The sequence below is a fragment of the Pseudomonas lactis genome, from assembly GCF_001439845.1.
GTDB classification, from domain to species: Bacteria; Pseudomonadota; Gammaproteobacteria; order Pseudomonadales; family Pseudomonadaceae; genus Aquipseudomonas; species Aquipseudomonas lactis.
Map to the genome: position 1 here is coordinate 202,034 of NZ_JYLO01000010.1, position 15,191 is coordinate 217,224.

Here is a 15,191-nt window from a genome sequence, read left to right on the forward strand (position 1 = left end):
CCCAAAGCTCAACCTTCCAGCAAGCGGTAATGGGTGGCGCGAACCACCGCCTGGACACGGTTTTTGGCCCCCAGTTTGTGCATCGCCGAGGCCAGGTGCAGGGTCACCACCGCCAGGGAGCGGCTCAATTGCGTGGCGATTTCAGCGGCGGTTAGGCCTTCAGCCGCCCATTTCAGGCATTCGCGCTCGCGCTTGGTCAGCCGGATGTGCGGATAAGCCCGCATCTCCTTGCTGAACAGCGGGTACGCCGCTTCCTGGAGGGCATGGGTAATCAGGCTGAAATCGGCCAGCGTATGCTGGGCGTCCTTCAATACCGTGCGCGCCTTGCCGGTGCGTAAGCCGGTGAGCGAGGCAAAACCGCCCTTGGGCAGATGAATCGGCACACTGACGCCGCAGGTCAGCTGGCGTTCATGCAGGTAGGAGGAAACGGGGGCGTGGCAGGGGTCGATGATCTTTTGCAGGGCCGTCTCGGTCTTGGCCTCATAGGACCAGACAAACGGTGATACCGAACTCAGTGCCAGGTGTTGCACCGGGTCGATCTGGTAAAACCCTTCGCTGCACCATAAGGCGTGCCAGTCGGCCGGTGTGTTGCGCAGTTGCAACAGCGAGGGGGTGATCAGTGTGCCATTGAGGTCGATGGGCACCGGGCTGTAGTCATACACCAGGGCATCGAAGCCCAGTTGTTGGGCAAGGATAAACGTATTGTCCATCTGTTCATCCAGGCTCCTGCCCGGTATGAGGCGATTATTGAAGGCGGTCAGCTTGGCCAGCATCCGTTCTGCTCCCGAATTCATTTGAATCTCCACTTGCTGCAAGTAGAATGCCACGCCCCGGCGAAGGACTGCCAGGCCAAACCTATAAGAAATACTAGGTTATGGACGCACGGCATCCTCGGTAGTGTTGACCTGATAAACGGCCGCTACCCGCCAGGCCGATACAACACAAGGAATGTATGCATGTGGCGTGAAATTGCCCCCGACCAGCAGTACAACGTGCAAGTCGACGGCCATAACCTCGTGGTCTACAGCTTTGGCGAAGGCGATGAGGTGCTGCTGTGTCTCAACGGCGGGCCGGGCCTGCCGTGTGACTATCTGCGTGACGCCCATGGCTGGCTCAAAGCACATAACCTGCGAGTGGTTGCATTCGACCAGCTTGGCACAGGCGCATCAGCCAGACCGACCGATGCCGCACTGTGGGAAATCCGCCGTTATGTCGAAGAAGTCGAGACCGTGCGCCAGGCGCTGGGTCTGGGCCGCGTGCATTTGCTCGGGCATTCCTGGGGCGGTTGGCTGGGCATCGAATATGCCGTGCATTATCCCGGTGCGCTCAAAAGCCTGATCCTGGAAAACACCGTCGGCGACATTCCCCACCTGTCCCAGGAACTGGAGCGCCTGCGCGGCGCCCTGGGCAGCGAAACCGTGGCCATGATGCAACGCCACGAAGCCATGGGCACCCTCGACCACCCGCAGTACCAGGCCGCCATCACCTTGCTCAACTACCGCCACGTGTGCCGGCTCGACGAATGGCCGGAGCCGGTCAAGCGCTCCCTGGGCGACTGGAACATGGGGCCTTACGAAACCATGCAAGGCCCCAACGAGTTCCTCTATATCGGCAACCTCAAGGACTGGAACCGCCTCAAGGAAATGGCCGAGTTCACGATGCCGATCCTGATCACCACCGGCCAGCACGACGAACTCACCCCCGCCTGTGCGATGCGCATGAAACTTGCAGCACTCCATGCCGAGTTGCATGTGTTCCCCAACAGCAGCCATATGCCGTTTTACGAGGAGCCGCAGGCGTACTTCCCGGTGCTGCTGGACTTTCTCGCTCGCCACCGAGGCTGACGCATGAACCTGGCGCGCTACCGTTTTGTGTTGTCCCGGCCCCTGCAATTGCTGCCGGTGCTGCTGGGCATCAGCCTGATCACCTTCGTGTTGGTGCGCTCGATTCCTGGCGACCCGGCGCGCGCCTTGCTGGGTTCGCGCAGCACGCCGGATGCGCTGCTGAAGATCCGCGCCCAGTTCGGCCTCGACCAACCCTTGTGGCTGCAATACTTTTACTTCCTGAAAAACCTGCTCAAGGGCGACCTCGGCCAATCGCTGCTGTACAAGGTCGACGCCCTCAAACTGATCGTCACCCGCATCGAGCCGACCCTGGTGCTGGTGCTGGGCAGCGTGGTGCTGGCTTTGTTGATAGCGCTGCCACTGGCAACGATTGCGGCGCGCCAGCAAGGCTGTTGGGCGGACAAGCTGATCCGCGTGTTCACCACGGTCGGCCTGGGCATGCCGGCGTTCTGGCTGGGGTTGATGCTGATCCTGCTGCTCAGCGTGAAATGGGGCCTGTTCCCGGTGTCTGGTTACGGGCGCACCTGGCTGGACAAAGCGCACCATATGCTCTTGCCATGCCTGACCATCGCCCTGGCGCTGTCGGCGGTGCTGGTGCGCAACCTGCGGGCGAGCATGTTGATGGAGTTGCAGGCAGACCATGTCACCGCCGCACGTGCGCGCGGGCTGCCTGAAGGCGCGGTGTTTCGCCGGCATGTGCTGCCCAACGCTCTGGTGCCGGCGGTCAACCTGCTGGCGGTCAACATCGGTTGGCTGATCAGCGGCACGGTGGTCATCGAAAGCCTGTTCGCGATTCCAGGCATCGGCCAGTTGCTGGTACGCGGCATTTTCACCCGTGACTACATGGTGGTGCAGGGCGTGGCGATGGTGCTGGCCTGTGCCACGGTGGTAGTCAACTTCCTGGCCGACCTGGTAACCGTGGCCCTCGACCCACGGGTGAAGATGCAATGAGCAGTCGCCCCCTGATCGCCCCGTGGCGCTTGCGCCTGCGCTTTGGTTTTCGCAATGGCCGGCTGACCGCCGCATGGGGTTTGTTGATCCTGTTCGCGTGGTTGGCCCTGGCGCTGTTTGCGCCGTGGGTCGCGCCCTACGACCCCATCGCGCAGGACACCAGCATCAGTTTGCTGGCCCCCAGCCTTGCCCATCCGTTGGGTACGGACAATTACGGCCGGGATATCCTCTCGAGGGTGATCTGGGGCGCGCGCATCGACCTGCAACTGGCGGTGATCGGAGTGATCTTCCCGTTCATCATCGGCACCTTTATCGGCGCGGTTTCGGGTTACATCGGCGGGCGTTTCGACAGTGTCTGCATGCGCGTGATCGATGTGGTGCTGGCGTTCCCGTTCCTGGTGCTGATGCTGGCGATCATGGCCATCCTCGGGCCGGGCTTGCAGAGTTTTTACATCGCCATGGCGCTGGTGGGTTGGGTGTCGTACGCACGCCTGATTCGCTCGCAGATCCTGGTGCTCAAGGAAAGCGAGTTCGCCCTGGCCGCCAAGAGCCTGGGCTTTGGCCATGGACGCATTCTGTTCCGGCATTTGCTGCCCAATGCGCTGTTTGGCTCCATTGTGTTTTCCATGTCTGACGCGGTGCTGGTGCTGCTCAACGGCGCCGCCGTCAGTTACCTGGGCCTGGGCGTGCAACCACCGACCGCCGAATGGGGGACGATGGTGGCCGAAGGGCAAGCCTTTATCACCACCGCCTGGTGGATCTGCACCTTTCCGGGCCTGGCCATCGTGACCTTGGCCATGGGCTTCAGCCTGTTGGCCGATGGTGTTGCGCAGGTATTGGGGGAGCGCTCATGAGCCTGTTGCAGGTGCGCGACCTCAGTGTGATCGCCAACAATGCCGGGCGTGATATCACCTTGGTGGACAGGGTGTCGTTCGACCTGGCCGAAGGTGAAATCCTTGGCTTGGTGGGTGAGAGCGGTTCGGGCAAGACCATGGCTTGTCGTGGCCTGATGCGTCTGTTGCCGTCGTCCAATCTGCGCGTGCAGGGCGGCGCGGTGCGGTTGGCCGGCCAGGACCTGCTGGCGCTGGATGATGCCGGTATGCGCGCCGTGCGCGGCGGGCAGTTGGGCATGGTGTTCCAGAACCCCAGCAGCCACCTCGACCCGTTGATGCGCATCGGTGAGCAGATCGCCGAGGGCATCCGCCTGCATCAAGGCGCGTCGAAAAAAGACGCGCGCGTGCAGGCGATCGAGGTGTTGCGTCAGGTCGGGATTCCCGACCCGCAGGCGCGGGTCGACAACTACCCCCATGAGTTTTCCGGTGGCATGCGCCAGCGCGCCATGATCGCCGTAGCCCTGGGCTGCAACCCGAAGGTGCTGATCGCCGACGAGCCGACCACGGCCCTGGATGTGACGGTTCAGGCGCAAATCCTGCGGTTGTTGCTCGACCTGCGCGACCAGCGTGGCCTGTCGATCATCATGATCACCCATGACCTGGGCGTGGTGGCGCAAACCTGCGATGCCATCGCCGTGATGTACGCCGGGCGCCTGTGCGAGCACGGCAGCAAATACGAGTTGCTGGCCCAACCGCAACATCCGTACACCGCAGGCCTGATCGACTGCCAGCCGGCCCACAGCAGCGGACATGCGTTGTTGCGCACCATTGCTGGCCAGCCGCCGTTGCTCGATGCATTGCCCGACGGCTGCCGCTTCCACCCGCGTTGCCCACAGGCCGGCGCCCTGTGTACCGAGTTGCTGCCGCAAGGCGCACGCGTGGCCTGTCACTATCCGTTGGGAGGGCGTCCATGAGCCTGCTGCAGATCAAGGATCTGGAGGTGCGCTTTGCCGCGTCCGGCAGCGGCCTGCTGGGCCTCAACCGCCAGTGGGTGAGGGCGGTGAACGGGGTGTCCCTGAACCTCGCCGCCGGTGAAACCCTGGGTTTGGTGGGCGAGTCCGGCAGTGGCAAGAGCACCCTGGGCCGGGCCATTCTGCACCTCAACCCGATCAGCGCCGGGCAGGTGTTGTTCGACGGTATCGACATGGCCCATGGCAGCGCCATCGACATTGCCCGGTTGCGGCATGAAACCGCGATGATTTTCCAGGACCCCTACGCCGCGCTCAATCCACGGCACAGCATTGGCGAAACCATCGCCGAGGTACTGCGTGTGCAGCGTAAGGTGGCGGCGCAGCAGATTCCTGATCGTGTGAATGAATTGCTCGAACTGGTCGGCTTGCGTCCTGAGCTGGCTTCACGCAAGCCCGGCTCCCTCAGTGGCGGCCAGTGCCAGCGCGTGGGTATCGCCCGGGCGCTGGCGGTGGAGCCGCGCCTGATCATTGCCGATGAATGCGTGGCGGCGCTGGATGTGTCGATCCAGGGCCAGATCATCAACCTGCTGCTGGAACTGCAACAACGCATGAACCTGGCGATCCTGTTTATCGCCCATGACCTAGCCATCGTGCGACGCCTGTGCGACCGCGTGGCAGTGATGTACCTGGGCAAGATCGTCGAGGAAGGCCCGGTGGAGGCGGTGTTTACCACGCCCCGTCACCCGTATACGGCCGCGCTGATCCAGGCCATCCCGGAGATCGATCCGCATCGGCCATTGCCTGCGCAGCCATTGCCCGGCGAACCGCCGAGCCCGCTGAATCTGCCGACAGGCTGTGCCTTTCATCCGCGTTGCCGGTATGCGCAAGCCAAGTGTTCCTCGGTATTGCCCCCCACCCATTTCCTGCACGAGCATCGGTACAGTTGCGTGCGTGAAGACCCTTTGCTTTGACCCTCTGCCATTCATTAACAAGGAGTTGTGATATGCACTCGCGCCACTTGAAATTGCTCGCCGCCGCTACCCTCACGGCCTGGTCGCTGACCGCCGGCCTGGCCCAGGCCGCCGGTGTGCTCACCATCGGCTGCCGTGAAGACAGCACCACCTTCGACCCGATCAAAAGCGCGCAAAACCGCGACACCTGGGTATTTGCCAACGTCTACGACACCCTGGTGCGCGTGGATAACCTGGGCACCAAGATGGAACCGGGCCTGGCCGAAAGCTGGGACATTTCCAAGGATGGCCTGACCTACACCTTCAAGCTGCGCGAGGCGAAGTTCTCTGACGGCTCGCCGATCACCGCCGCCGACGCCGCGTTCAGCCTGCTGCGCATCCGCGACAACAAGGCCTCCTTGTGGAGCGACCCGTTCAGCCTGATCAACACCGCCACGGCCAGCGATGCCAAGACCCTGGTGGTCACCCTGAAAACCCCGGCGGTGGCCTTCCTTTCGCAACTGGCGTCGCCGACGGTGTCGATCCTGTCGGAAAAAGCCATGACCAAGATGGGCGAAGACGCCTACTCGGAAAACCCGGTGACTTCCGGCGCGTTTACCGTGGACGAGTGGCGCAAGGGCGACCGCGTGATCCTGAAGAAAAACCCGAATTTCTGGCAGGCCGGCAGTGTGAGCCTGGACGGCGTGGAGTGGGTGTCGGTGACCGATGACAACACGCGCATGCGCATGGTGCAGAGCAACGAACTCGACACGGCGATCTTCGTGCCGTTCTCCCGCGTGGAAGAGCTGAAAAAAGACCAGAACGTGGTGATCCACGCCGACCCGTCCACCCGTGAAGATCACCTGTTGATCAACCACGAGCACGGGTTGTTGGCCAAGCCGCAAGTGCGTCAGGCCCTGGACATGGCCATCGACAAGCAATCGCTGGTCAAAGCGGTCACTTACGGTCAAGGCACCGTGGCTTATTCCTACATTCCCAAGGGCTCGCTGTACCACTACGCCAACAACCTGCAACGCCCGTACGACCCGGCCGAAGCCAAGAAGCTGCTGGCCGCTGCGGGTGCCCAGGACTTGAAGCTCAACTACGTGGTCAACGCTGGCAACGAGGCCGACGAGCAAATCGCGGTAATCATCAAGGACCAGTTGGCCAAGGTCGGCGTGACCGCCAACCTGCAAAAAGTCGACCCGACCCAAAGCTGGCAGATGCTGGTGGACGGTGAGTACGATATTTCGGTGATGTACTGGACCAACGACATCCTTGACCCCGACCAGAAAACCACCTTCGTGCTGGGCCACGACACCAACCAGAACTACATGACCCGCTACAAGAACGACCAAGTCAAGGCCTTGGTGGCGGCCGCGCGGATCGAGGCAGACCCGGCCAAGCGCGAGCAAATGTATGTGGAGTTGCAGAAGCTGGCCAAACAGGATGTGAACTGGATTGACCTGTACTACAGCCCGTACATCAACATCTCACGCAAGAACGTGAGCAACTTCCTGCAGAACCCGTTGGGGCGTTTCACCCTGGAGGAAGTGGTCAAAAACTGAGTATTTGAGTACACCACAAAGCAATGTGGGAGCTGGCTTGCCTGCGATGGCGATGGAACATTCACCACCGCTATCGCAGGCAAGCCAGCTCCCACCTTTGTTTTGCGGTGTGTCAGGGCTTATTGCGCATCGAATGCCTGGCCATTGATGCCCGCACTGTCCGGCCCCATCAGGTAAAGGTACACCGGCATGATCTCTTCCGGCGCCGGCCTTTCCATCGGGTTCTCCCCTGGGTACGCCTGGGCGCGCATGCTGGTGCGGGTGCCGCCCGGGTTGATGCTGTTGGCGCGCACTGCGGCCACGTCTTCCAGCTCATCGGCGAGGGTTTGCATCAGCCCCTCGGTGGCGAACTTGGACACGCCATAGGCACCCCAATAAGCACGGCCCTTGCGCCCGACGCTGCTGGAGGTGAACACCACCGACGCATCCTGGGACAGCTTGAGCAACGGCAGCAACGTGCTGGTCAGCATGAACATCGCGTTGACGTTCACATGCATCACCCGCATGAAGTTCTCGCCGGACAACTGCTCGATGGGCGTGCGCGGGCCGATGATCGAGGCGTTGTGCAACAGGCCGTCGAGGTGGCCGAATGCCTTTTCGATCATCGCGGCCAGCTCATCGTATTGATGGGGCAGGGCGGTCTCCAGGTTGAACGGGATCACCACCGGCTGCGGGTGGCCGGCGGCTTCGATCTCGTCATACACCTGGGCCAGGTTGGCTTCGGTCTTGCCCAGCAACAGCACGGTGGCGCCATGGGCGGCATAGGTTTTTGCCGCTGCCGCACCAATCCCGCGACCGGCGCCGGTTACCAGGATGGTCCGGCCTTTGAGCAGTTCTGGCGGTGCAGAGTAATCAAACATAAACAACCTCAGATTTGAAAACGCTGAATCTCCCTGTGGGAGCGGGCTTGCTCGCGAATGCGGTGTGCCAGTCACTGAATCTGATACTGAAACACCGCATTCGCGAGCAAGCCCGCTCCCACATTTGGATCTCCATCGGTCAGTAAAGTCGGTGAGCCATCAGCAACTGCACAGCGCGTTATCCAGCACCTTGCGCAACTCCAGCGGGTGATCCACCACCACATCCGCGCCCCAGTGGCGGGGGTTGTCGTCCGGGTGGATATAGCCGTAGGTGACCGCCGCCGTGCGCGTGCCGGCGTCGCGGCCGGATTCGATGTCGCGCAGGTCATCGCCCACGAACAGCACGCTGGCCGGGTCCAGGTCGAGCATCTTGCACGCCAGGATCATGGGCTCCGGGTCGGGCTTGCTGTTTTTTACGTGGTCCGGGCAGATCAGCACGGCCGAACGCTCGGCCAGGCCCAGCCGTTGCATGATCGGTTCGGCAAAGCGCACCGGCTTGTTGGTGACCACGCCCCAGATCAGCTTGGCTTTCTCGATGTCTTCCAGCAGTTCGGCCATGCCGTCGAACAGTTTGCTGTGCACTGCGCAATCTTTGAGGTAACGCTCCAGGAATTCCTGGCGCAGTTCCTCAAAGCCCGGCGACTCGGGGTCCATCGAGAAGGTCACGGCAACCATCGCCCGGGCACCGCCGGAGATTTCATCGCGGATGTGCTGCGGGTTGATCGGTTCCAGGCCTCGGTCGGCGCGCATGGCCTGGCAGATGGCGATAAAGTCCGGCGCGGTATCCAGCAGGGTACCGTCCATGTCGAAGAGAACCGCTCGCAACTTCACAGGCTTACTCCTCGCGCAGGGTCTGGATCATGTAGTTGACGTCAACGTCGTTGGCCAGCTTGTAGTGCTTGGTCAGCGGGTTGTAGGTCAGGCCGATGATGTCCTTGACGGTCAGCCCGGCCTGGCGGCTCCACGCACCCAGCTCGGAAGGGCGGATGAATTTCTTGAAATCATGGGTGCCGCGCGGCAGCAGCTTCATGATGTATTCGGCGCCGATGATCGCGAACAGGTAAGCCTTGGGGTTGCGGTTGATGGTGGAGAAGAACACCTGGCCGCCGGGCTTGACCATACGAAAGCACGCACGGATCACCGAGGACGGATCCGGCACGTGTTCGAGCATTTCCAGGCAGGTGACCACGTCGAACTGCTCGGGCATTTCCTCAGCCAGGGCTTCGGCGGTGATCTGGCGGTACTCCACGCTCACGCCGGATTCGAGCTGGTGCAACTGGGCTACGGCCAGCGGCGCTTCGCCCATGTCGATGCCCATGACGGTGGCGCCGCGCTGGGCCATGGCTTCGCTGAGAATGCCGCCGCCGCAACCGACGTCCAGCACCTTCTTGCCGGCCAGGTTGACGCGCTCGTCAATCCAGTTGACCCGCAGTGGGTTGATGTCGTGCAGGGGTTTGAATTCGCTCTCACGGTCCCACCAGCGGTGGGCCAGGGCTTCAAACTTGGCGATTTCGGCGTGGTCGACGTTGCTCATGGTCAATCCTCTGAATCTGATAAGTCGGTTTGTCGTTGCTGAGCTCATGGGTTCAGCAATGGCGTTATTCGCTGTGCCCGCTGATGCGTTGGCCCCAGGCAATGGCCGTGGCGGTCAACTGTTGTTCATCCATGCGGGTCAATTGCCTGTCGTCGAGCAATGGCTTGCCGGCGACCCAAAGGTGTTTCACACAATCGCGTCCGGTGGCATATATAAGCTGTGAGACCGGATCGTAGATCGGTTGTTGCGCCAGCCCGGAAAGATCAAAGGCGACGATGTCTGCCGCCTTGCCGACTTCCAACGAGCCAATCTGGCTGTCCAGGCCCATCGCCCTGGCACCGTTGAGCGTAGCCATGCGCAAGGCGCGGTGGGCATCCAGCGCAGTCGCCGAGCCGGCCACGGCCTTGGCCAGCATCGCCGCCGTGCGGGTTTCGCCGAGCAAATCCAGGTCATTGTTGCTGGCAGCGCCGTCGGTGCCGATGGCCACGTTGACGCCAGCCTGCCACAAGCGCTCCACCGGGCAAAAGCCGCTGGCCAGTTTCAGGTTCGATTCCGGGCAGTGAATGACGCTGGTGTTGCTTTCTACCAGTAAAGCCAGGTCGTCTTCGCTGATTTGGGTCATGTGCACGGCCTGAAAACGCGGGCCCAGCAGGCCAAGGCGAGCCAGGCGCGCCAATGGCCGCTCGCCGGTCTGCTCGACGGCTTGCTGCACTTCGAAGGCGGTTTCGTGAACGTGCATATGGATCACGGCGTCCAGCTCTTCGGCGATTACCCGGATCTTTTCCAGGTTGGCATCGCACACGGTGTAGGGCGCGTGAGGGCCGAAGGTGATCTTGATGCGCGGGTGGTGCTTGAGGTCGCCGAACAGCTCGATACCCTGGCGAATCGCCTCGTCGGCACTGCTGGCGCCGGGGATCGGGAAGTCGAGGATCGGCAACGCGATCTGCGCACGCATACCGCTGTTGTGCACGCAGTCACTGGCGACCTTGGGGTAGAAATACATGTCCGAGAAGCAGGTGATGCCGCCCTTGATCTGCTCGGCAATGGCCAGGTTGGTGCCGTCGCGCACAAACGCTTCATCGACCCACTTGGCTTCAGCCGGCCAGATATGTTTTTCCAGCCAGGTCATCAGCGGCAAATCGTCGGCCAGGCCGCGGAACAGAGTCATGGCGGCATGGCCGTGGGCATTGACCAGGCCAGGGCTGAGCAGCATACCGGGCAGTTCGCGCACCTCGCGCGCCGCCAGCTTCAACGCCGCGTCCCGTGGCCCGATAAAGGCAATGCAGCCATCGCGAATGCCCAGGCCATGCTCCTTGAGCACCACGCCAGCGGGCTCGACGGGTACCAGCCAGGTCGGCAGCAGCAACAAGTCGAGCGGGGCGGCAGTGTAGGTCATCGCAGGCTTCTTCCCAGGCAGCTATAAAAGAAGGGCGAAGTATACCCGAGCGCCCTGGCTGGCGGATCGCTATAATCGGCGGCTTTTGTTCATGAGTGCGGGGTAAGGGATGCGCGACCGACTGTTGGCTGCAGAGAAAGTGAAGGCCATCCAATGGCGTGATGGCGCGCTGCACCTGCTCGATCAGCGTGTTTTGCCGTCCCATGAGAGCTGGGTAGCCTGCGTTACCGTTGAAGCAGTGGCCGACGCCATTCGCACCATGGTGGTGCGGGGTGCACCGGCCATCGGCATCTGCGCCGCCTATGGCTTGGTGCTGGCCGCCCGTGAGCGCATCGCCGAGGGCGGTGACTGGCAGGCCGCATGGGAAGAAGACTACGCCTTGCTGGCTCATACCCGACCGACCGCATCGAATTTGTTCTGGGCCTTGCAGCGCATGCGCGACCGCCTGGACCGCCTCAAACAGCACGCCGACCCGCTGGTGGTGCTGGAAGCCGAAGCCGTGGCGATCCATGAAAGCGACCGGGAGGCCAATGTGGTCATGGCCCAGTTGGGCATGGAGCGGATTCGCAAGCACCAGGGCAATGCCCAGGCGATCCTCACCCATGGCAACGCCGGCGCGCTGGCTTCCGGCGGCGTTGGCACAGCCCTCGGGGTGATTCATGCAGCGTATCTGGAGGGCTTGGTCGAGCAGGTCTATGTCAATGAAACCCGCCCATGGCTGCAAGGCTCGCGCCTGACGGCGTGGGAGTTGGCGGGCCAGGGCATCCCGGTGGCAGTGAATGCCGACTCCGCCGGGGCGCATATCCTCAAGACCAAAGGCGTGACGTGGGTGGTGGTCGGTGCTGACTGTATCGCGGCCAATGGCGATGTGATCAGCAAGATCGGCACTTATCAGCTGGCCGTGTGTGCCATGCACCATGGCGTGCGCTTTATGGTGGTGGCGTCGAGTTCGACCCTGGATTTGATGATGGCTACGGGGGAGGATGTTGCGCTGGAGCAGCGCGATAGTGGCGAGTTGCTTGAGGTGGATGGGCAGCGGTTGGATGTCGCGGCGTTTAACCCTGTGTTTGATGTGACGCCTGCCGATCTGATTGATGTGATCGTGACTGAAAAGGGCGTGGTGGAGCGGCCGGATGTGGCCAAGTTGGCCAAGTTGATGTGCCGTAAGCGCCTGCATTGAGTGTGTGGGCGCTTGTGGGGGCGCTATCGCAGGCAAGCCAGCTCCCACATTTAACGGTGTTCACAAATCAAAGGTGGGAGCGGGCTTGCTCGCGAATGGAGCTTGATGTCAACAAAACGTCTGCATTCCACCCTCAAAAAAAAGCACCACCGCGCCTCTGAGCCCCTCTCGTCCCCTTCAAGCCTGTCATCCGTCAAATTACTAGCCTCCATGCGCATCAGGGGGATAGGTGCGTGGCGGCGATTGTGATAACATCCGGCGGTTTCCAGGGCTGCCCCGAGGGGTGGCCTATAACGTGCAGATCCGTGTCATAACTCGTTGATTTGTCGTAAGTCGTTGTCAGGCACCGTGCCGGCAGCGGCGAGCTTCGTTCGTCCCGAATGGATGTGACGAGGTTTCACCCGAAAAAGGAATCAGGCTTCTCATGGGCGAACTGGCCAAAGAAATCCTCCCGGTCAATATCGAAGACGAGCTGAAACAGTCCTACCTCGACTACGCGATGAGCGTAATTGTCGGTCGGGCACTGCCTGATGCGCGCGATGGCTTGAAGCCCGTGCACCGGCGTGTGCTGTTCGCGATGAGCGAGCTGGGTAACGACTGGAACAAGCCGTACAAGAAATCTGCCCGTGTTGTCGGTGACGTGATCGGTAAGTATCACCCTCACGGCGACACTGCGGTGTACGACACCATCGTTCGGATGGCACAGCCGTTTTCCCTGCGCTACCTGCTGGTAGACGGCCAGGGTAACTTCGGTTCGGTGGACGGCGACAACGCCGCGGCCATGCGATACACCGAAGTGCGCATGACCAAGCTGGCGCACGAGCTGCTGGCCGACCTGCACAAAGAAACCGTGGACTGGGTGCCGAACTACGACGGCACCGAAATGATCCCGGCGGTCATGCCAACCCGTATTCCCAACCTGCTGGTCAACGGTTCCAGCGGTATCGCCGTGGGCATGGCCACTAACATCCCGCCGCACAACCTCGGTGAAGTCATCGACGGTTGCCTGGCCCTTATCGACAACCCTGAGCTGACCGTCGATGAGCTGATGCAGTACATCCCCGGCCCGGACTTCCCGACCGCGGCGATCATCAACGGTCGCGCCGGCATCATCGAAGCCTACCGCACCGGTCGCGGGCGCATTTACATGCGTGCCCGCTCGATGATCGAAGACATCGACAAGGTCGGTGGCCGCCAGCAGATCGTCATCACCGAACTCCCGTACCAGCTGAACAAGGCGCGCCTGATCGAGAAGATCGCCGAGCTGGTTAAAGAGAAGAAGCTGGAAGGCATCACCGAGCTGCGCGACGAGTCCGACAAAGACGGTATGCGCGTGGTAATCGAGCTGCGCCGTGGCGAAGTGCCTGAGGTGATCCTCAACAACCTCTACGCCCAGACCCAGCTGCAAAGCGTGTTTGGTATCAACGTGGTTGCCCTGATCGATGGCCGCCCGCGCATCCTGAACCTCAAGGACCTGCTGGAAGCCTTCGTGCGTCACCGTCGCGAAGTGGTTACCCGCCGTACCGTGTTCGAACTGCGCAAGGCCCGCGAGCGCGGCCATATCCTGGAAGGCCAGGCGGTTGCGCTGTCGAACATCGACCCGGTGATCGCCCTGATCAAGGCCTCGCCAACCCCGTCGGAAGCCAAGGAAGCGCTGATCAGCACGCCTTGGGAATCCAGCGCCGTGGTCGCGATGGTTGAGCGCGCTGGCGCCGATTCGTGCCGCCCGGAGACCCTGGACCCGCAATACGGTCTGCGTGAAGGCAAGTACTTCCTGTCGCCAGAACAGGCCCAGGCCATCCTGGAGCTGCGTCTGCACCGCCTCACCGGCCTTGAGCACGAGAAGCTGTTGGCCGAGTACCAGGAGATCCTCAACCAGATCGGCGAGTTGATCCGCATCCTCAGCAGCGCCGTGCGCCTGATGGAAGTGATCCGCGAAGAACTGGAAGTGATCCGCGCCGAATACGGCGACGTGCGCCGCACCGAAATCCTCGATGCGCGCCTGGACCTGACCCTGGGTGACATGATCCCGGAAGAAGAGCGCGTGGTGACCATCTCCCACGGCGGCTATGCCAAGACCCAGCCATTGGCTGCGTACCAGGCCCAGCGTCGTGGCGGTAAAGGTAAATCGGCTACCGGCGTGAAGGATGAGGACTACATCGCTCACCTGCTGGTCGCCAACAGCCACACCACGCTGCTGCTGTTCTCCAGCAAAGGCAAGGTGTACTGGCTCAAGACCTACGAAATCCCGGAGGCCTCCCGCGCTGCCCGTGGTCGTCCGTTGGTCAACCTGCTGCCGCTGGACAGTGATGAGTACATCACCACCATGCTGCCGGTCGAGGAATACACCGAAGGTCACTTCATCTTCATGGCCACCGCCAAAGGCACCGTGAAGAAGACCCCGCTGGAATCCTTCAGCCGTCAACGCAGCGTGGGCTTGATCGCCCTGGAGCTGGATGAGGGCGACGTACTGATTTCTGCCGCCATTACCGATGGCGAACGTGAAGTCATGCTGTTCTCCGATGGCGGTAAGGTCACCCGCTTCAAGGAATCCGACGTGCGTGCCATGGGCCGTACCGCCCGCGGTGTACGCGGCATGCGCCTGCCAGAGGGGCAGAAGCTGATTTCGATGCTGATCCCGGAAGAAGGCAGCCAGATCCTCACCGCTTCCGAGCGTGGTTATGGCAAGCGCACCGCCATCAGTGAGTTCCCGGAGTACAAGCGTGGCGGCCAGGGCGTGATCGCCATGGTCAGCAACGACCGCAACGGCCGTCTGGTCGGCGCGGTGCAGGTGCTCGACGGCGAGGAGATCATGCTGATTTCCGACCAGGGCACCCTGGTGCGTACCCGTGTGGCGGAAGTGTCGAGCCTGGGCCGTAACACCCAGGGCGTGACCCTGATCAAGCTGGCCAAGGACGAAAAACTGGTCGGCCTGGAGCGTGTGCAGGAGCCTTCGGAAGTCGAAGGTGAAGAGCTCGAAGGTGAGGAATTTGAAGGCGAGGTGATCGCAGCCGGCGATGACAACGTTGACGAGCCAACCCTCGACGCTGCCGCAGACGAAGAAGAACCGCAGGAATAAGCGGACACACAGGGGGCGGATGAAG

General features: G+C 61.9%; 13 protein-coding genes. 8 read left to right on the plus strand and 5 right to left on the minus strand.

Going from position 1 to position 15,191, the window contains the following annotated elements; all coding sequences use genetic code 11:
- Positions 1 to 8 precede the first annotated feature (8 nt).
- A complete protein-coding gene (locus tag TX24_RS18910; RefSeq protein WP_003189749.1) occupies positions 9 to 773 on the minus strand; it encodes a LuxR family transcriptional regulator in 765 nt (254 codons plus the stop codon).
- Between the two features lie 183 nt (positions 774 to 956).
- Between TX24_RS18910 and TX24_RS18915 the strand changes: the two genes are divergently transcribed.
- From TX24_RS18915 to TX24_RS18940, 6 genes are read left to right on the plus strand one after another with little or no spacing between them, the layout of a single operon-like run.
- A complete protein-coding gene (locus TX24_RS18915) occupies positions 957 to 1,844 on the plus strand; it encodes a proline iminopeptidase-family hydrolase (protein WP_057710868.1) in 888 nt (295 codons plus the stop codon).
- Positions 1,845 to 1,847: 3 nt separating this feature from the next.
- Complete coding sequence (locus tag TX24_RS18920) at positions 1,848 to 2,795, plus strand: ABC transporter permease (protein ID WP_057710869.1); 948 nt, start codon at positions 1,848 to 1,850, stop codon at positions 2,793 to 2,795.
- On the plus strand, positions 2,792 to 3,649 hold the full coding sequence (locus TX24_RS18925; protein ID WP_003189754.1) for an ABC transporter permease: 858 nt from the start codon (positions 2,792 to 2,794) through the stop codon (positions 3,647 to 3,649). Before TX24_RS18920 ends, TX24_RS18925 begins: the two co-directional genes overlap by 4 nt.
- Positions 3,646 to 4,602, plus strand: coding sequence for an ABC transporter ATP-binding protein (locus TX24_RS18930; RefSeq protein WP_057710870.1), 957 nt, complete (start codon positions 3,646 to 3,648; stop codon positions 4,600 to 4,602). Before TX24_RS18925 ends, TX24_RS18930 begins: the two co-directional genes overlap by 4 nt.
- Positions 4,599 to 5,570 (plus strand): ABC transporter ATP-binding protein, encoded by a 972-nt coding sequence (locus TX24_RS18935; RefSeq protein ID WP_057710871.1) that lies wholly within the window; start codon positions 4,599 to 4,601, stop codon positions 5,568 to 5,570. The genes TX24_RS18930 and TX24_RS18935 overlap by 4 nt, the downstream gene beginning before the upstream one ends.
- A gap of 32 nt (positions 5,571 to 5,602) precedes the next feature.
- A complete protein-coding gene (locus TX24_RS18940; protein WP_057710872.1) occupies positions 5,603 to 7,117 on the plus strand; it encodes an ABC transporter substrate-binding protein in 1,515 nt (504 codons plus the stop codon).
- Between the two features lie 119 nt (positions 7,118 to 7,236).
- On the opposite strand, the gene TX24_RS18945 is transcribed toward TX24_RS18940, so the two are convergent.
- The 4 genes from TX24_RS18945 to TX24_RS18960 all read right to left on the minus strand — a co-directional run bounded on the left by TX24_RS18945 (position 7,237) and on the right by TX24_RS18960 (position 10,907).
- Entirely contained in the window at positions 7,237 to 7,977 is a 741-nt protein-coding gene (locus tag TX24_RS18945) for a YciK family oxidoreductase (RefSeq protein ID WP_003189758.1), read from the minus strand.
- 159 nt (positions 7,978 to 8,136) lie between these two features.
- Entirely contained in the window at positions 8,137 to 8,808 is a 672-nt protein-coding gene (gene mupP, locus TX24_RS18950; protein WP_034135125.1) for an N-acetylmuramic acid 6-phosphate phosphatase MupP, read from the minus strand.
- 4 nt (positions 8,809 to 8,812) lie between these two features.
- Positions 8,813 to 9,511: a bifunctional 2-polyprenyl-6-hydroxyphenol methylase/3-demethylubiquinol 3-O-methyltransferase UbiG gene (gene ubiG, locus TX24_RS18955; protein WP_003189760.1), complete on the minus strand. Its 699-nt coding sequence runs from the start codon at positions 9,509 to 9,511 to the stop codon at positions 8,813 to 8,815.
- Between the two features lie 64 nt (positions 9,512 to 9,575).
- Positions 9,576 to 10,907 (minus strand): TRZ/ATZ family hydrolase, encoded by a 1,332-nt coding sequence (locus TX24_RS18960; protein ID WP_057710873.1) that lies wholly within the window; start codon positions 10,905 to 10,907, stop codon positions 9,576 to 9,578.
- 109 nt (positions 10,908 to 11,016) lie between these two features.
- Between TX24_RS18960 and mtnA the strand changes: the two genes are divergently transcribed.
- Both mtnA and gyrA read left to right on the plus strand, forming a co-directional pair.
- Positions 11,017 to 12,087 (plus strand): S-methyl-5-thioribose-1-phosphate isomerase, encoded by a 1,071-nt coding sequence (gene mtnA, locus TX24_RS18965; RefSeq protein WP_057710874.1) that lies wholly within the window; start codon positions 11,017 to 11,019, stop codon positions 12,085 to 12,087.
- Between the two features lie 424 nt (positions 12,088 to 12,511).
- Positions 12,512 to 15,166: a DNA gyrase subunit A gene (gene gyrA / locus TX24_RS18970; RefSeq protein ID WP_003189765.1), complete on the plus strand. Its 2,655-nt coding sequence runs from the start codon at positions 12,512 to 12,514 to the stop codon at positions 15,164 to 15,166.
- The last annotated feature ends 25 nt before the right edge of the window (positions 15,167 to 15,191 follow it).